General features: G+C 67.4%; 23 protein-coding genes. 10 read left to right on the top strand and 13 right to left on the bottom strand.

Annotation, left to right across the window (positions count from 1 at the left end):
- Positions 1-15: 15 nt before the first annotated feature.
- A complete protein-coding gene (locus BLR41_RS14115) occupies positions 16-2,370 on the bottom strand; it encodes an ArnT family glycosyltransferase (protein WP_218120145.1) in 2,355 nt (784 codons plus the stop codon).
- On the bottom strand, positions 2,367-3,593 hold the full coding sequence (locus BLR41_RS14110) for a glycosyltransferase (RefSeq protein ID WP_092629183.1): 1,227 nt from the start codon (positions 3,591-3,593) through the stop codon (positions 2,367-2,369). The genes BLR41_RS14115 and BLR41_RS14110 overlap by 4 nt, the downstream gene beginning before the upstream one ends.
- A gap of 426 nt (positions 3,594-4,019) precedes the next feature.
- On the opposite strand from BLR41_RS14110, the gene BLR41_RS14105 reads away from it, so the two are divergent.
- Positions 4,020-4,502 carry an NUDIX hydrolase gene (locus tag BLR41_RS14105; protein WP_092628843.1) on the top strand — a complete coding sequence of 161 codons (483 nt, stop codon included), beginning with the start codon at positions 4,020-4,022 and terminating at the stop codon, positions 4,500-4,502.
- Between the two features lie 51 nt (positions 4,503-4,553).
- Here the strand turns inward: BLR41_RS14105 and BLR41_RS14100 are convergent, their stop codons facing one another.
- Both BLR41_RS14100 and BLR41_RS23695 read right to left on the bottom strand, forming a co-directional pair.
- A complete protein-coding gene (locus tag BLR41_RS14100) occupies positions 4,554-5,009 on the bottom strand; it encodes a DUF4442 domain-containing protein (RefSeq protein WP_092628841.1) in 456 nt (151 codons plus the stop codon).
- Between the two features lie 57 nt (positions 5,010-5,066).
- A complete protein-coding gene (locus BLR41_RS23695; RefSeq protein WP_281240961.1) occupies positions 5,067-5,192 on the bottom strand; it encodes a hypothetical protein in 126 nt (41 codons plus the stop codon).
- 45 nt (positions 5,193-5,237) lie between these two features.
- Between BLR41_RS23695 and BLR41_RS14095 the strand changes: the two genes are divergently transcribed.
- Both BLR41_RS14095 and BLR41_RS14090 read left to right on the top strand, forming a co-directional pair.
- On the top strand, positions 5,238-6,734 hold the full coding sequence (locus tag BLR41_RS14095; protein WP_092628840.1) for a potassium/proton antiporter: 1,497 nt from the start codon (positions 5,238-5,240) through the stop codon (positions 6,732-6,734).
- A 562-nt stretch (positions 6,735-7,296) separates the two neighbouring features.
- A complete protein-coding gene (locus tag BLR41_RS14090) occupies positions 7,297-8,805 on the top strand; it encodes a S8 family serine peptidase (RefSeq protein WP_092628838.1) in 1,509 nt (502 codons plus the stop codon).
- A gap of 409 nt (positions 8,806-9,214) precedes the next feature.
- Here BLR41_RS14090 and BLR41_RS14085 read toward each other — a convergent pair whose 3' ends face one another.
- From BLR41_RS14085 to BLR41_RS14055, 7 genes are all read right to left on the bottom strand, one after another.
- Positions 9,215-12,097 carry a helix-turn-helix transcriptional regulator gene (locus BLR41_RS14085; protein WP_092628837.1) on the bottom strand — a complete coding sequence of 961 codons (2,883 nt, stop codon included), beginning with the start codon at positions 12,095-12,097 and terminating at the stop codon, positions 9,215-9,217.
- 225 nt (positions 12,098-12,322) lie between these two features.
- Positions 12,323-13,108: a sulfite exporter TauE/SafE family protein gene (locus BLR41_RS14080; RefSeq protein ID WP_092628836.1), complete on the bottom strand. Its 786-nt coding sequence runs from the start codon at positions 13,106-13,108 to the stop codon at positions 12,323-12,325.
- Between the two features lie 93 nt (positions 13,109-13,201).
- Positions 13,202-13,798 (bottom strand): rhodanese-like domain-containing protein, encoded by a 597-nt coding sequence (locus tag BLR41_RS14075; RefSeq protein WP_245694204.1) that lies wholly within the window; start codon positions 13,796-13,798, stop codon positions 13,202-13,204.
- 116 nt (positions 13,799-13,914) lie between these two features.
- The gene (locus tag BLR41_RS14070) at positions 13,915-15,339 is read right to left on the bottom strand and encodes an MBL fold metallo-hydrolase (protein WP_218120144.1); all 1,425 of its coding nucleotides are present in this window, start codon (positions 15,337-15,339) and stop codon (positions 13,915-13,917) included.
- On the bottom strand, positions 15,336-15,656 hold the full coding sequence (locus BLR41_RS14065) for a rhodanese-like domain-containing protein (protein WP_092628833.1): 321 nt from the start codon (positions 15,654-15,656) through the stop codon (positions 15,336-15,338). Before BLR41_RS14065 ends, BLR41_RS14070 begins: the two co-directional genes overlap by 4 nt.
- Positions 15,657-15,894: 238 nt before the next feature.
- The gene (locus tag BLR41_RS14060; RefSeq protein ID WP_092628831.1) at positions 15,895-16,164 is read right to left on the bottom strand and encodes a metal-sensitive transcriptional regulator; all 270 of its coding nucleotides are present in this window, start codon (positions 16,162-16,164) and stop codon (positions 15,895-15,897) included.
- A gap of 314 nt (positions 16,165-16,478) precedes the next feature.
- Positions 16,479-17,450 carry a bacteriocin fulvocin C-related protein gene (locus tag BLR41_RS14055; RefSeq protein WP_143013074.1) on the bottom strand — a complete coding sequence of 324 codons (972 nt, stop codon included), beginning with the start codon at positions 17,448-17,450 and terminating at the stop codon, positions 16,479-16,481.
- 504 nt (positions 17,451-17,954) lie between these two features.
- On the opposite strand from BLR41_RS14055, the gene BLR41_RS14050 reads away from it, so the two are divergent.
- The 5 genes from BLR41_RS14050 to BLR41_RS14030 all read left to right on the top strand — a co-directional run bounded on the left by BLR41_RS14050 (position 17,955) and on the right by BLR41_RS14030 (position 21,416).
- Complete coding sequence (locus BLR41_RS14050) at positions 17,955-18,230, top strand: hypothetical protein (RefSeq protein WP_176797985.1); 276 nt, start codon at positions 17,955-17,957, stop codon at positions 18,228-18,230.
- Complete coding sequence (locus BLR41_RS14045; RefSeq protein ID WP_092628827.1) at positions 18,227-18,466, top strand: type II toxin-antitoxin system RelE family toxin; 240 nt, start codon at positions 18,227-18,229, stop codon at positions 18,464-18,466. Before BLR41_RS14050 ends, BLR41_RS14045 begins: the two co-directional genes overlap by 4 nt.
- Before the next feature lie 126 nt (positions 18,467-18,592).
- Positions 18,593-18,796, top strand: a complete 204-nt coding sequence (locus tag BLR41_RS14040; protein WP_092629180.1) for a hypothetical protein — start codon at positions 18,593-18,595, stop codon at positions 18,794-18,796.
- A 135-nt stretch (positions 18,797-18,931) separates the two neighbouring features.
- A complete protein-coding gene (locus BLR41_RS14035; RefSeq protein WP_218120143.1) occupies positions 18,932-19,411 on the top strand; it encodes a hypothetical protein in 480 nt (159 codons plus the stop codon).
- 1,213 nt (positions 19,412-20,624) lie between these two features.
- On the top strand, positions 20,625-21,416 hold the full coding sequence (locus BLR41_RS14030; RefSeq protein ID WP_143013073.1) for a hypothetical protein: 792 nt from the start codon (positions 20,625-20,627) through the stop codon (positions 21,414-21,416).
- A gap of 552 nt (positions 21,417-21,968) precedes the next feature.
- Here BLR41_RS14030 and BLR41_RS14020 read toward each other — a convergent pair.
- Both BLR41_RS14020 and BLR41_RS14015 read right to left on the bottom strand, forming a co-directional pair.
- Entirely contained in the window at positions 21,969-22,157 is a 189-nt protein-coding gene (locus BLR41_RS14020) for a DUF397 domain-containing protein (protein ID WP_092628824.1), read from the bottom strand.
- On the bottom strand, positions 22,154-22,996 hold the full coding sequence (locus BLR41_RS14015; protein WP_092628822.1) for a helix-turn-helix domain-containing protein: 843 nt from the start codon (positions 22,994-22,996) through the stop codon (positions 22,154-22,156). The genes BLR41_RS14020 and BLR41_RS14015 overlap by 4 nt, the downstream gene beginning before the upstream one ends.
- A 136-nt stretch (positions 22,997-23,132) precedes the next feature.
- Here BLR41_RS14015 and BLR41_RS14010 point away from each other — a divergent pair, with 136 nt between their 5' ends.
- Both BLR41_RS14010 and BLR41_RS14005 read left to right on the top strand, forming a co-directional pair.
- Entirely contained in the window at positions 23,133-23,390 is a 258-nt protein-coding gene (locus BLR41_RS14010; protein WP_092625924.1) for an HC3 family zinc finger protein, read from the top strand.
- Positions 23,387-23,632 (top strand): hypothetical protein, encoded by a 246-nt coding sequence (locus tag BLR41_RS14005; RefSeq protein ID WP_092628821.1) that lies wholly within the window; start codon positions 23,387-23,389, stop codon positions 23,630-23,632. Before BLR41_RS14010 ends, BLR41_RS14005 begins: the two co-directional genes overlap by 4 nt.
- The last annotated feature ends 31 nt before the right edge of the window (positions 23,633-23,663 follow it).

The following is a 23,663-nucleotide window of genomic DNA, read 5'->3' as shown; positions in this document are numbered from 1 at the left end:
TTCCCGCTCGGTCTTTCACGCGCACTCGTACAGTGTCGACGACCGAACCGTGCCCGGACTCGATCCGCCCGAACCGGATCCGGAAGCGTCACCGTCGTCGCTGTTCTGACTATCGGTCACGCTCTGACTGTCGCTCAGGTACTCGGAGGAGCTCACCTCGGAGCAGTTCTGCTCGATCCACTCGCTCCGTTGCTGGGAGTAACCGCCACCACCGGGACCGCCGCCCCGGCCGCCGCCCGAACCGAGGACGTACCGCAGTTCGCCGTTGTTGGTCCACTCCGCCAACTGTGCCACCGAGGGAGCGTTGTCACTGCCGGTGAAACCGCCCATTCCGATGACTGTGGCGTCGCTGTGCAGGATATACGACGAGGCGGACATGGATCCGCCGCTGATCGCCAGCTTGATGCGAGCCGAGCCCGAATGCTGGATCGCGTAGTCCAGGATCGCCTGTTGCCGGTCGTTCAGCGAGGTGCCACCCCCGCCGCCTCCCGACCTGCCACCTCTCGGGAGACCACCGGAGCCGTTACCGGACTGCCCGTTGCCCGAGCCGTTCACCTGCCCGGACATTCCGGGAGGTGCGTTCCCGAAGGGGTTGGTGCCGGAGCCGTTGCCACCCCGGCCACCACCCCGTCCACCACCGGGGCCATCACCGGGGCCATCACCGGAGCCACCGCCACCGAAGCCGCCCATCGTCGACGGTCCGGCCGTCGGATTCGTACCGCCCATTCCGGAGGAACCACCGGTCGGCTCGCTGATCGCCCAGGCCCCCGGGGCCAGCAGCACGGCCACCATCGAGCACGCGGCGGCCGGCGGCAACAGCCGAGACCACTTCCAGCCCACGGCCAGCAACACGACGGCCAGCGCCCCGACACCGAGCACCGCCCAGGCCAACCAGCCCATCCAGTCGGGAGTGCGCCGGATGATCACTGCCGCCCAGCAGACGGTCGCCACCACACCGAGTAGGCCCACGGCGGGTACCCAGCGCGAGCCCGCCCGATGGGCGCGCACCAGCAGCACCACCAGACCGCCGCACAGCGCTGCCACGGCGGGCGCGAGCTGTGTCGTGTAGTAGGGATGGATCGTGCCCTGCTGGAACGAGAAGACCACGCCGCAGAGCAGCAGCCACAGTCCCCAGAGTGCCCAGCCGGAGGCGGGCAGCGGTTCGCCCACCGTTCGGTCACCGCCGCGCCGCAGCACGCCGACCGTCATGGCCAGCAGCAGCGCGATCAGGCACAGCGGCAGCAGCCAACTGATCTGGCCGGCCAGTTGGTCGTTGAAAAGCCGCAGTGGGCCGGCGCTCCCCGCGAAACCGCCACCGGGGCCACCGCCCTGGCCGCCTCCGCCCGGGAATCCGCCCGCGCTGCTCGTCGATCCGCTGCCGTAACCCCTGCCGGGGCTCGTGGTGCCGCCGCCGGTTCCGCCACCGCCGGGACCCTCGCCGCCGAATATGCGGCCGAGGCCGTTGTAGCCGATGACCAGGCTCCACGCCGAGCCGTCCTCACTGCCACCGATGTAGGGGTGCGCACCCGGCCAGAGCCCGACCATCGCGACCCACCACAGCGACGACACGAGCAGCGACACCGCCGCCGCCCCCAACTGCGCCAGCTTCGTCCCCCAGCCGAACCGGGAGCCGATCAGCCACACCACCACGAAAGCGGGCACGACCATCCAGGCGGCCAGCATCTTCGTGAGGAAGCCGCAGCCGATCAGCGCCGCCGCCCCGCACAGCCACAGCGTGGCGTTCCGGTCGCGGGTGGCCCGCAAGGCGCGGGTCAGCGCGTAGGCGGCCGCGACCAGGAACAGCATCAGCAGCGGGTCCGGGTTGTTGTCCCGGTTGATCGCCACCGTGATGGGGGTCAGCGTCAGCACCAGGGCAGCGATCAGCCCCGCGCTCTCACCGGCCCAGCGCCGTACCGTGCGGTGCAGCAGCAGCACGGTGAGCACGCCCTCGACCACCTGCGGCAGGATCAGCGCCCAGCCCTGCATGCCGAAGATCTTGCTGCTGATCACCTGTGGCCAGAGCGCGGCGGGTGGTTTGTCGACGGTGACGACTCCTGCCGGGTCGAACGAGCCGAACAGGAAGTTCACCCAGCTCTCGCCCATCGACTTCACCGCAGCCGAATAGTAGGTGTTTCCCCAGCCCAGCGAGCCGATGGCCCAGCCGTACAACCCGGTCGCGAGCACCAGGATCGCCGCCAGCGCGAGCCTCGGCCACGGTGAACCGCTCGCGGCGCGGTGGCCGGTGGGGCCCTGTTCGCCTACTCCGGAATCACCTATTCCGGGGTCACCTCCCCCGGTCGCCTCGGTGATGGTTCCCGAGGTCCGCGTGGAACCCATGTGGGTGCCGTCCTCCGTCGTTTCGGTACTCAATTCGTCTCACCACTTTCCTGCCGTGGTGAGCCGGAGTCGTCGCGGCGAAACACCGTCATCCGCAGCAGTAGGAAACGAATCGCTGTGACCAGCACGGAAGCGCATGCCAGTACCACGGATTCCGCTGCGGGGGAGGCGTTGCCCGCCGCGGAGTCGTAGAGCAGCACGGCCGCCGAGGTCACCAGGTAGCCGAGCAGGAACAGCCCGCCCGCGCCGATGTGGGCCCGGCCCGCACCGGTCTTGGATTCCCGGAAGGACAACCTCCGGTTCGCCTCCGTGTTCAGGATCGTCAGCACCAGCAACGAGACGAAGTTGGCCACCACCGCGGGCCACCACTGGCGCAGCAGCCAGTACAGCACCGCCTGTCCGATGGTGGAGAACACCCCGATCAGCGCGAAGTAGCCGAGCTGCCCGAACAGCCGGGAGCGTTTGGCCTCCGGTGCCAGCATCGCGTCGGGGTGTTCGGAGGTGACCGGGCCGCGCGCGGGAACGGCGACCCGGGCGGCGCCGGTGCTCTTGCGGCGGGCGATCCGCCAGAGCCCGCGCAGATCGTCCACGGCGGTGTTGAACACCTTCACCCTGCTGTCGGTGTCCTCGATCCAGTCGACCGGAACCTCGTGGATCCGCAGGCCGTTGTACTCGGCCAGCAGCAGCAGTTCGGTGTCGAAGAACCACTCGTCGTCGTTGGTGGCGTGCAGCAGCGGGCGCAGCGCGGCGGTGCGGACGGCCTTGAAACCGCACTGCGCGTCGCTGAAGCGGCTGCCGTGCGTGAGCCTGATCAGCTTGTTGTAGCAACGCGAGATCAGCTCGCGCCGCGGTCCCCGCACGGTGCGAGCGGCGGGGGCGAGCCTGCTGCCGATCGCCATGTCGGAGTGACCGCTGGCCAGCGGCGCGACCAGCGGCAGCAGGCCGTCCAGCCCGGTGGACAGGTCCACGTCCATGTAGACCGCGATGTCGGCGCCGGTGTTCCCCCAGGCCGTGCGTAGCGCGAGACCGCGTCCCTTGCGCTCGAGTCGCAGGCAGTCGACCCCCTTGATCTCCTCCGAGAGTTGTTCGGCCAGTTCGGGGGTGCTGTCGGTGCTCGCGTTGTCCACGATCGTGATGCGCCAGGGAAACGGGAAGCCTTTTCGCAGTCGTTCGTGCAGCGTCGTGACGCAGCCGCGCAGTGCGCGCTCCTCGTTGTAGACCGGGATGACGATGTCCACCGTGTTCGGGGCCGGCATCGGTGAGGTGGCTCCCGGGGAGGCCCGTTCGGTCGGCTCGACCGGCTCCTCGTAGGGAAACTGGAACGTCGCCCCGCAGCGCTCGGGGCTCGTCGGACTCGCGGTCATGGCTCCTCTAACGGAAAGGTCGGCTCTGTTCCTGCCGGATGCGGGGACATCCGTGGGACCGGTACCGACTCTGTTCCGTTCAACTGGGTGTGGGCGGGGGCAGAGCTGGGAATTCGCCGAGAGTCCTTGGGGGCGACTGATGGCGACCCGGTCTGCGGGAGTGGCCGAAGTTCGCCCTGCGGGGATGGTTGGAGTGCGGCCTGCGAGGTTGGTCTGGGCTCGGCACTGCGTCGAAGTGGTAGCGATTTCGCGGGAAATCCACGTCCGCCCCCGCCGTGCCGCCCCACTGGCGCGGCGATTTCGTGGGAATTTGACGTCGTGGTCAGAACCAGCGCCGGGATACTGGTCTTCCGGAGACGCGAGAGCGGTGCCGAGGTGCTGCTCGGTCACATGGGAGGGCCCCTGTGGAGCAGCCGTGATCGGGGAGCGTGGTCGGTGCCCAAGGGGGAGTACACCCCGGACGAGACCGCATGGAGTGCGGCGTGGCGGGAGTTCCGCGAGGAGTTGGGGATGGAGCCGCCCGACGGACGTTTCGAGTCGCTGGGCAGCGCGCGACAGTCGGGTGGCAAGGTCGTCACGGTCTGGGCGGTGCCGGGCGAGATCGATCCGCGTTCGATGGTGCCCGGCACCTTCACGATGGAGTGGCCGAAGGGCTCGGGCCGGATCCGGGAGTTCCCGGAGCTCGACCGCGTCGCCTGGTTCGACCTGGATCGCGCGGGTAGCCGGATCCTGCCAGCCCAGCGGGTCTTCCTCGAACGGTTGGCCGACCTGTTCGAGGCCGATCCGGGCGAGTGGGACTGACCCACCAGCCGCCGAGGATTTCGAGTCGCGAGCAGCAGCTGGGGCTCGAGCTCAGGAGTCGTTCGGCCGCAGCGTCCAGTACACCGTCATCTCACCGGTCGTGTTCTGCTCGCCGTCCCGGATTGTGCAGTGCACCGGGAACTCGGGGCGGGTTCCGCCGTCTAGCTCGGCACGCACCTCCTCGATCGCACGGCCGAGTACCGCTTCGGCGGTCAGGTCGCCCAGGGCGAGCTTGCGGTAGGCGATCTCGCTGCGGGCAACGAGCGGCGTGGCACGCTCCAGCAGCGGGGTGAAGGCGGCCAGCGTCACCGCGCCGGAGGCGGTCTCGGCGAGTCCGAACATCACGGCCGCGTGCGGGCCGCCCACGTGGTTCCGCTGCTCCGGGACGTCGCGCAGCGAGCACACGACTCGTTGCCGCTCCAGTGCCACGAATTCCACTCCCGCGGTGGAAACCCAGGGCACGGTTTTGTTCATCGCGTCGGCGACCCAGTCGAAATCGGCTGTCATACCGCGTGATGTTACTGTACGGTAGCTTTCTTGGGTAGTGTCGGTGTGCGGTGCCACCTACCGCAGCGCCGGGGCCACGGGCCTCGTCGCACCACGGCGGTCCCGGCGCTGCCGCGCGTTTCCGGTGATCTTGGTGTACTGGATGGCCGACCCACCGTTGCGGGAAACCACGCGTGCCGGCACTCACCACCCTCGGGCGGTGGCATCCGAACGAGAATCGGGGACGAGATGAGCCTGCAGGAGCTCTACCTGGCCCTTTTCGCGGGCGGTCTGGTCCTGCTGGCAGGCATCGTCGCCACCAGGTTCGCCGCCCGAATCGGGCTGCCCAGCCTGCTGCTGTTCCTGGTGCTGGGGATGCTCCTGGGGGAGGACGGGTTGGGGATCGAGCTCGACGATCCGCAGTTGGCCCAGAACCTCGGCACCGCCGCGTTGGCCGTCATCCTGGTGGAGGGCGGGCTGACCACCAAGTGGTCCGATGTCTCCAGAGTGCTCGCTCCGGCGGGTGTGCTGGCCACCCTCGGCGTCGGAATCAGTGCGGGGATCACGGCGTTGGCGGCCAACCTGCTGCTGGGGCTCGACTGGCAGCTGGCGCTGTTGCTCGGCGCGATCGTGTCCTCCACCGACGCGGCGGCGGTTTTCTCGGTGCTGCGCGTACTGCCGATCCCCAGGCGCGCCGCCGGGCTGCTCGAAGCCGAGTCCGGTTTCAACGACGCGCCCACGGTGATCCTCGTCGTGCTGCTCAGTTCCACCCCCTTGCTGCTGAACCCGTGGCACGTGGCCGGTTCGTTGCTCTACCAGCTCGGGGTGGGCGCGCTGATCGGGCTGCTGCTCGGAAGTATCGGGGCTCTCGCGCTGCCGCGAGTAGCGCTGCCCGCCTCGGGGCTGTACCCGCTGGCCATATTCGGCCTGGGGGCGCTGGCGTTCGCCGCCGCGGGAGTGGCGCAGGCCAGCGGCTTCATCGCGGCCTACCTGGCGGGGGTGGTGCTGGCCAACACCGGACTGCCGCACCGTTCGGCCACCCGCTCGTTCGCCGAGGGACTCGGCTGGCTGGCCCAGATCGGACTGTTCGTGCTGCTGGGTTTGCTGGTCGATCCCAGCGAGCTCTACCAAGAGGCACTGGCCGCGCTCGTGATCGGATCAGTGCTGCTGCTGGTGGGGCGTCCGCTCGCGGTGGCGGGCTCGCTGCTGCCGTTCCGGGTTCCCTGGCGCGAGCACGCCTTCTTGTCCTGGGCGGGGTTGCGCGGAGCCGTCCCCATCGTGCTGGCCACTTTCCCGGTGGTCGCCGGGGTGCGGGGCAGTGACCGGCTGGTCGACATCGTGTTCGTGCTGGTCGTTGTCTTCACACTCGTGCAGGGGCCGAGCCTGCGTCCGGTGGCACGACTGCTGGGAATCATCACCCCGGAGGGAGCCCGTGAGGTGCGGGTCGAGTCGGCACCGCTGGACGTGCTCGACGCGGAACTGCTGACCGTTTCCGTCCCGGAGGGCTCACGGCTGCACTACGTCACGGTCATGGAGTTGCAGCTGCCCGAGCCGAGCGTGATCGCCCTGTTGGTCCGTGGCGGAGCCGTGTTCGTGCCGCAGCCCGAGAGCAGGATCGAGATCGGTGACCAACTGCTGATCGTGACCACCAGGGCCGAGCGCGCGGCGACCGAGCGCAGGCTCCGGGCCGTGGGGCGGCGGGGGAGATTGGCCTACTGGTTCGGTGAGTACGGCGAACTCACCTAGCATCGAATGCTTTACACCTTCGGGTGAGGATCGGGCGCGCCCTGCGATTTTTCCTCGGAATTTTCGGTACCGTATTTCCCGGTTTTCCTGGTTGGTGGGAAAACTGTCAATTCCGTGCGCACCGCGAAATCCTCGTGAGGCGGACGGAGAAGATGCCGACGCTGTGAATCGATTCGTTACTACCGCGGAGTAAGGGTTTCGTGTTGTGGCAACGGTATTAAAGTCCCCGGTGTCCGGAGTGGATCGTGTTTCCGCTCAGCTTCGATGTGGATCTTCGCGCGATTCCCCGGGGTGTGCCGATTTCCGCCGCGAATGCGGTGGACACGAGAGCTGGTTACCACCATCGGGGTTCGGCCGTCGGTGAATTGCGGGAACGGCGAACCACGTTCCGTAAGTACCCGTACCTACGGTTTCACGGATTGTTCCTCGGCGATCGTCAACCGATCGTTCTGGGCACTGTTCACCGCCACTTCACCGGAGTCGGGTGCCGAAGACTCCGGGGGGCGCGGTGGACGGAAACCGTTCCCGCCGCTCGAAAGCGGCGCGATCAGCAGGAGGAACGATGCAGCACCCGACAACGAAACGGCGCAGGCTCGCGGGGCTGTGCCTAGGTGCCGCCGTGGCGACATCCTTCGGTCTGGCCACGGCACTGCCCGCGCAGGCCGCGACGGGCGAGATCAGGAACGCCGATGCCGAGTCGGCCGTGGCAGGCGAGTACATCGTCGTCTTCGAGGACGCCGCGGCCAACGGGCCCGGCGGCGTGAGCGCGGCCGCCACCGAGCTCAGCCAACGCTACGGCGGCGAGGTCCAGCGGACCTACGAAACCGCGTTGCGCGGCTACTCCGCGGCGATGGACGAAGCCGCGGCGGAGCGGCTGGCAGCTGATCCCAGCGTCAAGTACGTCGAGCAGAACCGCCGCGTGCACGCACTCGGTACCCAGGACAACCCGCCCTCGTACGGGCTCGACCGGCTCGACCAGCGCGACCTTCCGCTGGACGACTCCTACACCTACCCCAACGGCGGTGAGGGAGTCACGGCCTACGTGATCGACACCGGTATCCGGACCAGCCACCAGACCTTCGGCGGTCGTGCCTCCAGCGGTTACGACTTCGTCGACGGTGACTCCGTGGCCAACGACTGCAACGGTCACGGCACGCACGTGGCGGGCACCGTCGGTGGTGCCGAGTACGGTGTCGCCAAGAGCGTCGAGCTGGTCGGGGTGCGCGTGCTGGACTGCCAGGGCAGCGGGTCCTACGCGGGTGTCATCGACGGCATCGACTGGGTCACCCAGAACGCCGACGGTCCCGCCGTGGCCAACATGAGCCTGGGCGGCTCCGCCAGCAGCGCGGTGGACGACGCGGTGAACAGCTCGATCGCCGCGGGGGTCACCTACGGCATCGCCGCCGGGAATTCCTCGGCCGACGCCTGCGACTACTCGCCCGCCAGGGTGGAGGCCGCCATCACGGTCGGGGCCACCAACAGTCGGGACGGTGAGGCCGGTTACTCCAACTACGGTGACTGCCTGGACATCTACGCGCCCGGCAGCAACATCACCTCCGCCTGGATCGGCAGCGACACCGACACCAACACGATCAGCGGTACCTCCATGGCCACCCCCCACGTCGTCGGTGCCGCCGCGCTGCTGCTCGCCGACACCCCGTCCGCGAGTCCGGCCGAGGTTCGCGACAGCATGGTGAACAACGCCAGCACCGGAAAGATCTCCGGTATCGGGGCCGGTTCCCCCAACAAGCTGCTCTACGTGGGTGAGAGCAGCGGTGGCGACCCGCAGCCGCCGGAGAACAGCGCTCCCACGGCTTCGTTCACCGTCAACTGCACCACGGCGGGCTGCGACTTCGACGCCACCGGCTCCGGTGACTCGGACGGTTCCGTGGTGGGGTACTCTTGGCAGTTCGGTGACGGTGCCACCGCGACCGGGAGCACCGCCAGTCACAGCTACGGCGGCGGTCAGTTCACCGCCACGCTGACCGTAACCGACGACGAGGGTGCCACCGGCTCCGCCACGCACCCGATCGACTGCTACGACTTCGGCACGGTGTACTGCTTCGCCTGAGCACCGGCCCACTCGGGCACGACCGAAGGGGACCTCCCGCCCATCCCACGGCGGGAGGTTACTCGGGTGTGCGACGGGGATCGTCGTGAGAGCCGATGCTGCTCCTCGGCCCGCACCGGGCGGCAGGGGCTCCGTCGATTTCTCGCGAAATCACCGCGTCGTGGGATCGCAACGGTGCCGAACTCCCACCACTGCCGTAGGCCGCACTCCAACCACCCTTGCGATCGGCATCGCCGCGAGTACTCTCGGGGTGCTATCGCGAGGACGCCCCCGACGTGGCGTCGTACCTACCCGACGTCGTACCTACCCGACGTCGTACCTACCCGACGTCGGGGCTTCCCGGAGCGAGAGCCGTGCCGGAGGTTCCGCTACGGAACCACCTACGACCACCGAGCCGGAGACTCCGCGGTCAATCGGTCCGGACTTCGGTGCGGGAGGTTACCCCCAACTTCCGAATCACCTTCGCCACGTGCTGTTCCACGGTTCGCGGCGACAGGAACAGCAGCGAGGCTATCTCCCGGTTGGTGTTTCCCAGCCCCACCAGTCTCGCCACGTCACGTTCCCGCGGCGAGAGCTCGGCACCGTAACCCCGGCGTCCCCGCCGCGACGCCGGTGGTGGAACCCCGTTCTCGCGCAGCAGTTGTCTGCAGCGGGCGGCGTCCCTGGTGGCCCCCAGCCGTTCGAACGAATCGAGCACTTCGGACATCCGAGTCGCGGCTGAATCGTCCCCGGAGTGGAGTTGGTGGGCGACGACACGTTGTCGAGCCAGGGCAGCGCTGTACGGCTGCGGCAGCGCCGCATAGCCCGCCCTGGCCGTTTCCCACCACTCGGCCGCCCCGGCGAACTGCCCCGCGCCCTCGCAGCGGGTCGCCCGCGCCGCCGCCGTGGCCGGGACGGCCAGCGGGCTCCGCCGATTCGCGGTCGCGGCGGCGAACTCCTCGATCAGCTGTTCGGCCTCGGCCCCCCTGTCGACCCGGGTGTAGGCAGCCACTGCGTTGGGCAGCAGCTCGTTCGCCCAGATCCAGATGCCCTTGCGTCGCACCACCCGTACCGCGTGATCCGCCGCGTTCACCGCCCCGCCCGAGTCCCCGCGCAGCAGCCGCATCCGGACCCTGGTCGCCCCGGCCGCGATCACCACCGGAGTGCAGGAGTCCTCCGGAGTGTCCACTCCGGTCGCGCTGAGCCACCGCTCGGCGGTTTTCCAGTCTCCCCGCGTGACGGCGTCCATTCCCAGTACCAGGGCGAGCTCCACCGCCACCGGCCGCAGTCGTCCGTGATCCCGCAGCAGCCGCCGCGCGTTCTCCGTCAGTTCCTCCCACGCGCCGGTCATCCGGCGCAGCCGGAGCTCGGTGCTGCGCAGAGTGCTGTCCAGATACGGGTCGCCGCCCGCCGCACGAGCGAGCCCGCGTGCCTCGGCCAGATGTTCGCGGGCCGCCGAGTACTCACCCAACCACGTGTAGGCGTCGGCGACGTTGCCGTGGAGCCGCGCGAGGTGAGGACGTTCCGGACCCGCCCCGGTAGCGGTGGGCAGCCGTTCGAAGTGGCGCCACGTCTCCGGGCAGTCCCCGCCGAACATCCGGCTGGGCAGCACGCTGGCGAGCAACTCCGAGCGCACCGCAGCACTGCCGGTTTCGTCGAGCACGGCCTCCGCCAGGTCGGTCCATTCCGCACACCGCTCGTACGGCGTGGTTCCCACGTGGGCCTGCGCCAGCGCCGCCATGCCCACCGCGGCCCGTTCCGGCAGCTTCCGCAGTTCCGTCACTGCCAGTTCCAGCTCGCCGCGCGCCGTCCCCGAGCGGTCGCTCTGCCGCAGCAACAGCAGTCCCAGGCTGAGGCGCGCCTCGCCCCGCGCGGTCTCGGTGAGCCGCTGGTCGGACAGCACCCGCCGCAACGCGGCCGGCACCGGGTGCTCTCCCAGCCCGTCGAGCGCGGCCCGCCCGAAGCGCACCGCGAGCCGATCCACGTCGCCCGTCGACAGCGAGGGTTCGTCGAGCAGCGAGCACAGCAGCTCCGTGGCGGTGGCAATCTCGCCCCTCTCGATCGCGCGCTCGGCCGCTGCCGTTCCGTAGTGCAGCCAGTCCGCGACCCTGCCGCAGGCCAGGCTGTGTTCCGCGAGCCGGATCAGCGGTGGTCGCTCCTGCTCGGACAAAACACGCAGGGCATGCTCGTGCAGTTCGCGGCGTTCCGGTCCGGTGAGGGTGTCGTGCACCGCCTGGCGTGCCAGGCAGTGCCGGAATCCGTAACGCAGGTTCTCGTCCTCGTACAGCACGTTGGCGCGCAGCGCCCGAACGATCCGGTGCGCAGCGTCGGGCACACCCGCGAGCCGTCCCAGCAGCTCGGCCTCGGCCGGAGTTCCCAGTACCGCCGCCGCCTGCACCAGGCGCGTCACCGGCTCGGGCAGTGCGCCCAACCGCTCGGTCATCGCCTCTCGCAGCAGTACCGGCACGTCGAGCTGTTCGAGCGTTTTCAGCTCTCCGGCCGAGTAGGGTCTTCGCTCGCGCTGCGCGCGCAGCGTGGGCAGCGTCTCGGTCACGACGAGCGGAAGTCCGGCGGTCCGCTCGTGCAGTTCCCGCGCGAATCCCGCTTCGACGGACTCCGTCCCCAGCAGGTGCGCGGCCAGGGTGCCCACCTGCTCGATGCTCAACGGACGCAGCGTCATCACCGCGCTGCGCGCCCGGCGTGGATGTCGGTAGGCCCTCCCCAGTGGAACGCCACCGGCCAGTTCCTCACGGCGGTAGCTCAGCACCAGGGCCAGCTCGCCGGGCGGGTCGGTGATCAGGAACCGCAGCAGTTCCCTGGTTCCCTCGTCGGCCCAGTGCAGGTCTTCGACCACGAGGATGGCCGGAGTGCTCGCATCGAGCAGCGCGTGGACGCCGCGGAACAACTGGTGTCGCTCCGCCGCGGTGTCACCGAGGGGATCCGGGGGCGGCGGTAGGAACTCGCCCAGTTCGGGAAGCAGGCTGCGCAGCGCACCGGTGACGGGATTGAGGTGTTCGGGCTCGGGGAGCGGATCGAGGGTGCGTAACGCGTCGATCACCGGCCCGTAGGGGAAAGGGTCCTGGAGTGGCTGGCACGCCCCGTTCAGGATGGTGCGCCCGATCTCGGGGCGTTCCAGCGACTCGCGGATCAGGCGTGTTTTTCCCACGCCCGCTTCCCCCTCCAGCAGCAGCACGGCGGGTGGGGACAGCACCAGCTCCGTGACGGTCTCGAGCTCTTCCGCACGACCCACCAGGACCGGTGGGACTCGGTTCGTCACGGCGAACGGTTCGGAGGGACGAGTACTGCCGAGCATGCGAACCCCTTCCGCGCTCGAGTGGCGTCGGGGTCGGATCAAGCGAAGTAACGGGAAGCGTATCCCTCTAAAGAGTGAAAAACGACGGCCTTAAGAGTGATCTTCGTTCCCGGTTTTGCCGAGGTTTCCGGTTGGCGGGCATCGGAAGCGGTGTGCTGGCCCACAGTGGTTACACCACGGTTCGGAGTCGGAGACCCCTCGTGTTCCCCGGCTACGCCCCCGGCATCAACCGCCCAGCGCAGCCGGATTGCTCAACGCCGCCACTCCCACACCGATCGCGATCACCAGCACCACGTAGCCGAACCAGTGCCGGATCGTCTCCGCCCGCAGTCGCGCGGTCAGCCGCGCGGCCAGTGTCGAGACAACCAGCGCGGTGGCCGCGAACGCCAGTACCACCGGATACTCGATCTCGCCCATCACGCCGGAGTGCGCGGCCAGCCCGGCCAGCGAGTTGATCAGCACCACCAGCAGCGAGGTGGCGACGGCCTGCTGCGTGGCCAGTCCGAGCAGCAGGGTCAGGGCGGGCACGACCACGAAACCGCCGCCCACCCCGAACAGCCCGGTCAACGCCCCGACACCCGCACCACTCAGCAGCGATTTCGGCAGGCAGCTGCGCCACTCGACGCCGCCGGTGTCGGTGCGACAGGAGCCGCTCACGGCTTCCCCGCCCCGGAGCATCCGAACCGCGACCACCACCATGAGCACCGCGAACGACACCAGCAGCCAGCGGTCCGGCAGCAACCTCCCGAGCGCGGCACCCCCGAACGCGGCCGGAACACCGGCCGCGCCGAACACCAGCGCCACCGGCCACAGCACCTTCTCGCGCCGGGCCCTGGGCAGCAGCCCACCGACCGCCGAGATCGCCACGATCAGCAGCGAAGCCGGTATGGCGATTCGCAGCGATAGGCCGACGCCGTAGACCAGCGCCGGAACCGCCAGGATCGAACCACCGGCACCGAGCAACCCCATCGCCAGCCCGATGACCACCCCGAACACGATCGCCGCGATCATTTCGCTTCCCCTCGCGACGCGCGCCCGCGCGAGTGGCCGTCCGTCGCGGCCTCGTACCCGCCCGGGGAGATCCGGCCCAGGGGCGCTCCGGCCTCACACATGCGGCGTGCCCGGCTCCGCGGCCGTGACAGCGGCCAGCGCGGTGTCCGGATCCACCGCGCTCTTCCGGTTGTGCGGCAGCATGCCCAGCAGCCGAGCCATCGCGCAGGTGTCACTGATCGCGGCGAACGTGAGGCCAGCGCCCACGAACCCCGCCAGCCACTTCAGCGGCCGGTAGGCGAGACTGCCCAGCACGCCACTCAGCACCAGCGATCCCGCGACCAGCCGGACCTGCCGTTCCATCGGCCAGACGCCCTTGCCCCGGTTGACCTCGCCGCCTTCCTGCTGCCACTCGTTGATGCCGCCGCGCAGCACCCGGGCGCCGGGCCCGCCCGCCCGTTCCAGCAGCGTCCTGGCCTGCTCGGCCCGAGCACCCGAGGCGCACACCAGTACCACCGGATCGTCGTGTGCACTGCCGAGCTCGGACTGCCGCTCGCGTAGCAGCTCGATCGGAACGTTGTGCGAACCAGGAATGTTGACCGAGTCGAACTCGCCGGGGGAGCGGACGTCGATCAACCTCGTACGGGGATGGGTTCGCAGGCTCTCCCGCAGTTGTGCCGTGTGCAGGAGTTCGGGGGTTTCGCCGGACAATTGGTTCCCTTCCGTTGCTCGTGTTCTCCGGCGGGGCGCCATCGCCGCGCCCCGCCGCCGGGCTCCGCCCGGTCTCGTCCGCTCCGGGGGAAGCGGGGCTGAGAATTCGCCGGTCGTCAGGAGGAGGTCAGCTCGAGCCCCGCCTCGCCCGCCGCGTCGAACTTGTCGTCGATCAGCACCGCCGTGCGGCCGTCCGACTCCAGCAGCGAGGCCGCCGCCGTGGCGCGGTAACCGCTGCCGCAGTGCACCCACACCGTGCCCTCGGGAACCTCGCTCACCCGCTTCGGCAGTTCGTACAGCGGAATGTGCACCGCGCCGGTGACGTGAGAGCCGCTGAACTCGTTGTTGGTCCGCACGTCCAGCACCACGTCCGCGGGCGGCATCCCGTTGTGCTCGCCGGAGCGCGTGGCGGCGAGGTCGGCGAAGCTCGCCGAGGTGGTCTCGCGCAGCTGCGCCGGATCGGCTGCCAGCTCGGCGGGCTGTCCGCTGGCCGCCGCGGCGAACTTGTCGATGCCGATGCGGGCCAGCTCTCGCTGTGCCTCCGCGACCTGCTCGGGCGACTCACCCAGCAGCGTGATCGGGGAGCCCCAGTCGATCATCCAGCCCAGCCAGGTCACCATCGGCCCGTCCAGCCCCAGACCGACCGTGCCCGCCAGGTGCGAGCGGACGTAGGCCTTCCGCGAGCGAAGGTCCACCACCCACTCGCCGTGCTCCAGCCGCCGAGCCAACTCGTCCGGACTCGCCTCGGTGGGACGGCGCAGGTCCAGTGGTTCGGGACCGGCGATGTTCCGCACACCCATGTGCGCGTAGTAGGCGGGGTAGGTGTCCAGCCCGGAGAGGATGGTCTCGACGAACTCGCCCTCGGACAGCGTCAGCGCGGGGTTGAACTCCCGCTCCTGTTCGATGGTGCTGGAGTCGCCCGACGCCTGGGTGGCCGAGCAGAAGCTGCCGAAACCGTGCGTGGGCCATATCCGCGCCCCGTCCGGCAGCACGTCGGCCAGCTTCCGCGCCGAGGCGTGCTGGTGTCGGGCGAGCTCCTCGCTGTGCTGCTCCCCCACCAGGTCGGTGCGGCCGGTGGTGCCGAACAGCAGCGAACCGCCGGTGAACGCGCCGAAGGTGCCGGAGTCGTTCTCCAGCAGGTAGGACAGGTGGTGGAAGGTGTGGCCGGGAGTGGCCAACGCCCGTACCCGCAGGCTCTCGGAAACCGCCACGACGTCCCCGTCCTGCAGTGGACGGTGGTCGAACGGTGCTTCGTCCGCCGCGGCCACCCCGTACTCGGCTCCGGTGAGCCGGGCCAGTTCCAGCCCGCCGGACACGTAGTCGTTGTGGATGTGCGTCTCCAGTACGAGCCCGATCCGCACCTCCAGACGGCCCGCCAGCGCGAGGATCCGATCCACATCGCGCTGCGGATCCACCACCACCGCCGTCTCGCCGTCGGTAGCCAGATAGCTGCGGTCCCCCAGGGAAGAGGTTTCGATCACCTCGACGTGGGGTGTCTCCGACAGCCGTTGCTCCGGCGGCTCCGTCATGGTTCGTGTCATTGCGCCACACCTCCTTCGGTGTCCCGGCCGGATTCGATCCATGCCGCCGTTCCACCGGAAACCGAAACCGCGTTGACCCCCGCTTCACGCAGGGCGTGGGCGGCCCGCAGGCTGCGGCCACCCGACTGGCAGATCACCTGTGCCCCGTCCGGGAACTCACCGGGTGTCCGCAGCAGCTGTTCCAGCGGGACGTTGCGCGCTCCGGGGACGTGTCCCTGTGCGTACTCCTCAGGAGAGCGCACGTCGAGGATTTCCGCACCCGCGTCACGGGCGGTGGCCAGGTCCTCGACGGTCACTTCGATCGACTCTTCCGGCATGCTCACTCCTAATACCCCGGGGGGTATATAACGATTAAACGGGTCCCCCGGTGGCTGTATTCCGGGGCTGCGGGAGTCCGGGATGCGGGCCGGGAGCGGACCACGGCGGGGCCTGCGCTCCGCGATTCCGAGAGCACGGCGGACACGCCGCCGCGGGTGGGGTCAGGGCCGCGCCTCCGGCCCAGACCGCCATCGCTCGCTCAGGCGGGTGTCGCTCGCTCAGGCGGGTGTCGCTCGCTCAGGCCAGCGCGAGGAACAGGCGCTCCAGCTCCTCTTCGGTCATGGGCGGTTCCTCGCCATCCTCACGAGCCGCCTGGCAGTGGCGCATACCGCTGGATACGATCTTGAAGCCCGCCCGGTCCAGGGCGCGGGACACGGCGGCGAGCTGGGTCAGCACCTGGGTGCAGTCCTCGCCCTCCTCGATCGACTCGATCACTCCGGCCAGCTGGCCCTGCGCGCGGCGCAGGCGGGTGAGAGCATCGCCCACGCGTTCGGGTCTCATCTCCACCGTCGGACACCTCCCTGACTCGCGATTCTCCGCTGCTCGACTCCCTGACTTCGCACCCGAATGTACCCCCAGGGGTATCCGATTGTCAGGGCGGTGGGGAGTGACGCGGCGCACCCGTCCGGGGGAGGGCCGGGCTGTCGAGCGCGTGAGCAGGTGTGGGTGCGTCCGGACACGAGTTCGTGCCCCGGCGGCCGGGCTACGGGCCGATCCGGGGCACGGTTTGGTGGCGGCGCGTTGGTGGCGCCGTGGTCGGTGGGGTGCTCATCGGCGCCGATGAGTTTCAGCGGTTCGGAACGGTTGTGGGGCGCGGTGGTTCAGCCGCCGTACTCGCAGAGGCCGTTACACACGTACGCCCAGAACGAGCCGCAGCCCTTGTCAACGAACGAGCAGTTCTGGGACTTGTACTGGCAGTAGTGCCGATCGGGGCAGTACTCGCTCTCGTTGGTGCATTCGCAGGCGACTGGTGCGGTTTCGGTGGCGCGGCGCTCCGCCGGTCCGAGCGTGGCGATCGCCCGTCCGGCCTCGTCCGTCCCGAAAGCGTTCCGCATTTTTCGATCGACATTCTCCACCGCACGCGTCGGGGCGTTTTCCGGGATGAAATTCACCGGATTGGCGGCGATCGCCTCGGCCTCGTCCAGTGCCTCTCGTTGTTCCGTGGAAAGGTCGGGATTCTCGGTGCGGTAACGCTTGAGGTGATCGCTCCAGAAGCGCGCCTTTCGTTCGGGGGAGGATTTCGCGTAGATCGCACGCCGATAGGCCATCGGGTAGCCGACGAGTTCGTCGTACCGCGCGGGGAGGTTGTTCGCGTTGGTCTCGGCCCAGCGCTGCGCCGCGGCACAGCGCTGTTCGGCCAGTGCGGAGGTCTTGCCGAAGAGCACGATTCCGGTCGCCAGCGCCGCGCCGCCGCCGAGGCGCAGGAAGCCCGCCCGGCCCAGGGTGTTGGGCTCGGTGGATTCCAGCGGATGACCGTTCGCCTGCCTGCGCAGCACGCCGAGCGAGCGCAGCACACGTGTGGTGGAGCGAAAGCCCAACCTGCGCAGCAGCGGCAGTGTCATCGTCGGGCCGGTCCAGGCCCGCGTCTCGGTCCGCTCGATTCGCAGCAGTGTGGGGGAGTGCGGGGGTTGCTCACCGAACTTCGTCTCCCGCCAGTACTGCACCTGCGGATGGTTCAACGGCAGCACTTCGAGCTTGCCGTCACACGCTTCCGCTATTGCGTCGGAGATTTCTCGACATGTCGCACAGGATCCGTCGAAAGCCAGTATCCAACGCTGCTGTTCGCCACTCAATTCCGGACCTCCCTGGGGTGGTTTCCGATATTCGGGTGAGTGCCTGTTGCCTTTCAGTTGGAGAGATTATTGGAATCCGGCCGGAAGCAGTAGGGGATTGCTCGGAAATCATGCGATTGGGCTAGGGTCGTGCCCGAAAACGCGATAATTTTTCGGGGTCTTCTTTTTGCGTTCCTGCTCGTGGGGCGGCGGTACTTCCCGAGGCGCCGCGGGTGTTCTCGGCCGTTGCCCGGAACGGCGGTACGGGTATCGACGGCGGGCACGTACCGTCGATCTCAGGTCTGCCACGGATGTGGCGGAGAGTCCTCCTGGCCGTTGTCACTTCGTGTGGTGCGACTCTGCCCTCGGGGTTGGAGTCCCACTACGTCCCCCTGGCAACTCGACCGGGTGATCTTGCGTGTCGCCGGGGGCTGATAGGGATGATTTCTGGCTGGTCAGGGGTGCGGTGTGGTTGGTGGTGTTGGCATACTTCGTGCTGTGTTCCGGATGGATTCTGGGCCCTTGGTGGTCGAGCGTGACCCGGACGATGTTCGGGAGGCGTTGCGGTTGTACGGCGAGTCGGATGAGCTCATGAAGTTCGATCTGGAGCGGGAGTACGGGTTCACCGAGGAGCGGTTCACGGAGTGGTGGGCCACCGCCACCAGTGCCGCGAATCCGCCGACCGAGCACGACCGGGAAATGATGCGCCGCCTGTTCGAGGAGGGTGACCAGACCGGATTCTCGGAACGGATCGACGACTTGAGCGATCCCACCACCCCTCCGATTTGGTTGCGGCATTGACGGCTCGCTACACGATTCGTTGGGGCGAACAGGCCGATCGAACTTACAACGATCTCCCGCCGCGACTCCAGAAGGCAGTGGACAAGCGACTGGACGAGCTGCGTGTCGAGCCACGTACCGGCACCTATGACAAAGGTCGTGACCAGTGGAAAGCCGCTTTCGACGGCGGTATCGTCATGTACACCGTCGGTGAGCGGATGTTGTTGATCGACGTGCTGCGCATCACCGCGCTCTGAGGTCTCGCGGTGAACTTCGGCACTGCGTTCGCGGGATTGTTCGGGACGCCAGGAAGCTGAAGTTCCGCACCGTCGTTGATGCGTCGATCGTTCTCCTCGCAGGCTGCTTCGGTTAAGGTGAGGATGATGAAGGAGACGTGGCTGTTCGTGGTCAGCCTGGCCGGGATGGCCGTGTCGGCTGCCGCGTTGATGTTGCTCATACCGTCGCTGTTCGACTCGGGCGAGCAGGGCGACTTCTGGGGCATCGGGGTGCTCGCGTGTCTCGCCGTGGTCTTCGCGGTGGGGATGTTGTACTGGCGTCCATCGACTTCGAGTTCGGAGGGCGGATAGCACCGGGTTGGTTCCGTGAAGGTGGTGGCAGAGTCCGGATATCCCGCTGAGCGGTGCTCTCTACAGCGGTGGAGGCGTCCGTGAATGCCTGTGGGGTTGCTTGCGCCTCTTCGAGTTTCGTACTGGTTTAAAACTGTGGAACGTGCTCTGGAGGTTCGGTTCTCCGAGCTGGTCAACCATCCCAAGGACACAGGTGCCAACATCGATGCGAGCCGTAGCCGTCAGCTGTGGCTGCGCCGCCGTGACCACGAGGGCCTGGTGCTGACCACCGCTGCCCGGGCCGAGCAGGAGAACGAGGTCGTCTCGGCAACCACCGCACTGTTCACGGCCATGATGCGCCAGGACGGGGCCGCGCTGTCCTTACTGGTCGATGTCGTCCCCGAAGTATTTCCCTGGGTACGCTTCCTGCCCACCGAGGACGTCCGTGCGTTCGTGGTGGAACTCGTCGAGACACTGCGCGCCACCGAAACCATCGACGATCCGGCGCCCGTGGCGCGGGTTATCGAGTCCCGGAAACACACGGCGGAGGTGCACGCCGACCGCGAGGTGCACACCCCGCTGGCTACCGATGCCACCGACCACGACCCGGCTACCGAACCTCCCGGCAACGTATGAGCAGTGGCGGAACCAGACGAAAGTAGCGCGTCGCCCCACGTACTTCCGTTCAGTGCGAAAATTTCGTCCACCTGGACAGACTTCACAATCCTACGTTTGACGGGAGTATCAAGGACTTCGCCTACGTCCCACATTCGTCCGGCGCTCTCTACGTCGATGACCAGGATTCCCTTCAATGCTTCGCCGATGCATATGCCGCACTGAACGGCGCGGTATTGGGGTACACAGAAACGTGCAAATTTATCAAGAACGTCGCTGAAAAATACGGTGTGCAGAATTAATGGAGGCAGGAATATAGTAATGCAACTCGGCCCAATAGAGGCGCAAAACACGTTTTCTGCTGAAGGATGGAAAAATATTCCGTAGCACGCCGAACGATGACAACTGTATCGAGTGGAAAGACGCAGGGTCGGCTGTGGGGCTGTGGGATTCCAACCAGCCCGACGGGCCGTCATGGTGTTTGATGAGGCCGAGTGGTCGGTGTTTCATGAGGCTGTGAAGACGGGGCAGACCCGCCAGGCATAGCCTGAGTTCTCCGCTTCAGGGGTGCGAGCGCTCTTCGGGGGACGTGCGTGAAGGGAAGCCCCTCCGGAACATGGGTTGGGGCGCGTTGCTGTCTGTTTCAGGCAGTGACGCGTCCCTTTTTCGGAGCCTGTGCGGAGGCGGAGCACGACGACAGGCTCGGTTCTGGGCAGTGCATGTGTCAGACGCGGGAACGCCTCGGAGCCGATGCTGACTGGAATATTCCATCAATTCGATGAAGCCCCTGACGGGCTGACATGTATCTCCATCACCTGGTGAAAACGTGGTGCGTCGAACCGTTCACAGTGTTCGCCCCGGTCAGGACGAGCGGACCGTTCGATCCGGCCGGATCGAACGGATCGTTCGACTGGCATGGTTTGACCACTGTGAGCGTTCCGTTCCTGTGTGACATGCACCGTTTTGGATTTTTTGGAACATTGCTTCCCCGCCCTCAAAGGGAGCTTGGGATGTGCTTTTTCGCTGGTCACGCAGGTGACTAGTGGTATTTATCGTGTGCCTTTTTCGGGATACGGGGGGCTTGTTCCATCCTGTCGGAGATCTGGTGCATCATGGCGACATGGAAAACTCAACAGCTGGGGCTGTGCGGAGCGCTACCCCGCACAGCCCCGTGGGACGGAAACGGCCGGGGGTGGTTTTCCGGCGTGAGACGATTACGCCGGAACGGGCCGCGATGGACCTGGAAAACCGGGCTCGGAACCGCAGCATTGCCAACGCGAGCGTGCAGGCGCTGGTCCGCAGCATCCACGCAGGGCGGTGGGAACCGGACAACGGCGAGACCGTCAAGTACAACGTGGAGGGGCAGCTCACTGATGGGCAGCACCGGTTCCAGGCGGTCATCACAACCGAGACCCCGGTCGAGATGAACATCGCCTACAACGTCCCCGACGAGGCGATGGGCACCATCGATGCGGGGCGGGCACGGTCGACCTCGGACAACCTCTCCATTCGGCACGGCAGTGGCACCGAGACGATGCCAAAAGCCTCGGTGGTGGCCTCGGTGCACAAGCGGGTCTTCGCCTGGATGAACGGCCAATACCTCAACCTGGGCTCGATCAAGTTCACCGCAGACGACATCGATGTCACCTCCACGACGCATCAGGAGGTGATCGAGACGGTGCGGTTCATTCTGGATAACAAGACCACGCTCACCCGGCACCTGCTGACCGAGGCGCAGGCGGGGATGGCGGCGTGGCTGCTGCGGACGTGTAGCGTTCCGGACGCTGAGGTGTTCTTTGACCGGCTTAACTCGGGGATCCCGGTGGGCGAGCACGATCCGGTGTTCCGGCTGCGGGAAGCGCTGATCCGTGCGCCGGGACGCGGCACGCGGCGGGCGGAGCATGTGAATCTCTACGTCATCATCCAGGCGTGGAACCACTTCCGGAAGGGTAACGAGCTGAAACTGATGCGGATGCCCCGCGCCGAGCAGGAATTCACGTGGGAGAAATTCCCGAGGCCGATTTGATCAGGCGAGAGTCGTTTTGAGTTGATACACACGGGCGAGAATGGATGGGCGCTACCACCACCCATTCCCGCCCGTTCGGCTACACTACAACACTGCTGACAACGCAGAAATCGTGGTAACGATCACCCACCATCAGTGGTGGTCACCGGCCGATTTCGCCGAGGATGACGTAGCCCCCCCGCGAGGCCGGTGACACTGCCGGTGGGAAAACCGTGGGTGGAACACGCGCCAGAGCAGCCCCGCGTCGCGGCCCCACTTGAAAAAGCGTTTCACCGTTATCGGCGAGAGCCTGGGGCGGTCGGCGAGCACGGATTGGGCGCAGCGAATGAGCCTGGTGGCAGGGCGGATCCAGCGCACCAGTTCGGACGAGGCTGCGAGGTATTGCCGTCGAGTTCCGGGTAACAGGTCGTCGTTGTCGAGGGCGGCCCGAACGACGGAGCGAGCCACGCGCGGGTCGACCACGATCGTGCTCTCCACGGCGTGGAGGTTTCCGATGCGAAAACCGCCCCGACGTATGTGCTCCCGTCGGGGCGGCTTCGGTGGTGTTCGGCTTCACTCGAACCGGTTGGTTTTGAGGGCGGTGATGAAGGCTGTCCACTGTGCTTGGGTGGTGGTGAGGTGTCCGGCTGTGCGGTTTTTGGTGTCGCGGACGGCCGCGCCGTGGGTTAACCGCCCGACTTCGACGCAGTTGGTTTGGTTGCCGCTGTAGCTGGACTTGTGCCAGTGGGTTGCTGGGCTCATGTTGCCTCCTTCAGTTCTTCGATGATCTTGGTTATGAGTCGTGTGGTGGTATCGGGGCTCAGGGTGGTCTTTCGGAGGTTATCGGCTGCTGATTGGTAGTCGGCCACGTCTTTGGCGTCGGTGATGGTGGTGCTGGAACGGTAGTGTTCGAGATGGACGACTGGTTTGGCTCGCTCGAATTCGAGGAGCATGAAAGGGCCTTCGAGTGCTGGCGTGTAGCGCTGTTCCAGGGGAATGGCACCAAGGGAGACATTGGGTAGCTCTGTCCAGCTGATCAGGTGGCGTAGTTGTTCCAACATCACGCCTGGTTCGCAGGGTGGGTAGCGGAGTGCGTGTTCGCCGATGACGGCGACGAGTTCGACCGGATCGCGTTGGGTGAGAACGTCTCGACGGCCGAGACGGAAGGTGACTCGCTGATCTGCTTCGCCACGCGTAGCGCCTGCGCCGATCATGATGGATCTGGCGTATTCGGCGGTTTGGAGCAGTCCGGGGATCAGTAGCGGTTGTACATCGACGATGGTGCGTGCTGTCCGTTCGTACTCGGTCAGCGCCGCCAGCTGGCGATCGACACCGGGAGCGACCCAGTTCGGATCTCCCGCGTCGCGTGCCAGTTTGAGCAGTCGATCGCGCTCCTCACCGGTGACACCGAGGATTCCCAGCACCGCGCTCGTGTCCGCTTCGCTCGGCGTGAGCTTGCCGGTTTCCCACCGTGACACGTGGGTGTGTGAGCGGTCGAGTTGCCGTCCTAGCTGGTGAGTGGTCATACCGGAAGCTTTGCGTGCTTGCCGCAGCTCGGCACCGAGTTGGCGAGAACGTGGGGTATCAGCGGTGCTGGCCATGCACCGATCCTAGTCAGTTGCCGCGTTGTTTCTGAGTGTCACTCGATCGAAGCATTGCGGATTTGGTGCATGCACTGAAAATCTGTGCATGCACCAAATGGAAGTTAGTGCACTATTCGATAAGGAGTGATCGCTCGTGTCGCATCCGTTCGTGTGGGTGCCGGGTGGTGGTGCTCGGCATGCGAGTGGGGATGTGGTGCCGCTGCCGGGGGTGGAGTTTCCGGAGGGTGTGGTGGTGTCGACGTTGTGCGGCGTGGAGGTGTCGGCGGAGACGGGTGAGGTGGCGTGGTTGTGGGGCACGTGCCGCGACTGCGACGAGCGGACTCGGGAGCTGGCCGGGTTGGAGTCGTTGGCCGAGGTCGAGCGGCGCGCCGGAAGGGTGGTGCGGTCGTGACCGGTGAGCGGGCGAGGTTGGCGATCGTGCTGAAGCACGAGGAGTGGGTGCTGGAGCGGGTGGCCTACGACCTGGCCGGTGGTCGGGCCACGGCGCGGCAGTGCGCGGAGACGGCGGTGGTGCTGGAGCGGGTGGCGCGGCAGCTGCGGGAGCACGCGGCGGCGGTGTCGTTCGGTGGTGGGGCCGTGGACGGTGTGGTCGATGCGGGTGTGCTGGGTGATGAGGGTGGTGGTGCCCGGTGATGGTGGGTTCGGTGTGGCCGGTGGGGACGGC

Source organism: Actinopolyspora mzabensis (genome assembly GCF_900101095.1).
Taxonomy (GTDB): domain Bacteria; phylum Actinomycetota; class Actinomycetes; order Mycobacteriales; family Pseudonocardiaceae; genus Actinopolyspora; species Actinopolyspora mzabensis.
Note: the sequence above shows the minus strand (reverse complement) of the source record. Positions and strands in the feature narration are given on the sequence as shown.

Coding starts and splice junctions, on each gene's coding strand:
- BLR41_RS14085 (WP_092628837.1), bottom strand. CDS start 12,097: ATGCTCGGCAGTACTCGTCCCTCCGAACCGTTCGCCGTGACGAACCGA.
- BLR41_RS14065 (WP_092628833.1), bottom strand. CDS start 15,656: ATGCCGGAAGAGTCGATCGAAGTGACCGTCGAGGACCTGGCCACCGCC.
- BLR41_RS14110 (WP_092629183.1), bottom strand. CDS start 3,593: ATGCCGGCCCCGAACACGGTGGACATCGTCATCCCGGTCTACAACGAG.
- BLR41_RS14015 (WP_092628822.1), bottom strand. CDS start 22,996: ATGGCCAGCACCGCTGATACCCCACGTTCTCGCCAACTCGGTGCCGAG.
- BLR41_RS14030 (WP_143013073.1), top strand. CDS start 20,625: ATGGACCTGGAAAACCGGGCTCGGAACCGCAGCATTGCCAACGCGAGC.
- BLR41_RS14080 (WP_092628836.1), bottom strand. CDS start 13,108: ATGATCGCGGCGATCGTGTTCGGGGTGGTCATCGGGCTGGCGATGGGG.
- BLR41_RS14020 (WP_092628824.1), bottom strand. CDS start 22,157: ATGAGCCCAGCAACCCACTGGCACAAGTCCAGCTACAGCGGCAACCAA.
- BLR41_RS14070 (WP_218120144.1), bottom strand. CDS start 15,339: ATGACACGAACCATGACGGAGCCGCCGGAGCAACGGCTGTCGGAGACA.
- BLR41_RS14090 (WP_092628838.1), top strand. CDS start 7,297: ATGCAGCACCCGACAACGAAACGGCGCAGGCTCGCGGGGCTGTGCCTA.
- BLR41_RS14040 (WP_092629180.1), top strand. CDS start 18,593: ATGAAGGAGACGTGGCTGTTCGTGGTCAGCCTGGCCGGGATGGCCGTG.
- BLR41_RS14100 (WP_092628841.1), bottom strand. CDS start 5,009: ATGACAGCCGATTTCGACTGGGTCGCCGACGCGATGAACAAAACCGTG.
- BLR41_RS14095 (WP_092628840.1), top strand. CDS start 5,238: ATGAGCCTGCAGGAGCTCTACCTGGCCCTTTTCGCGGGCGGTCTGGTC.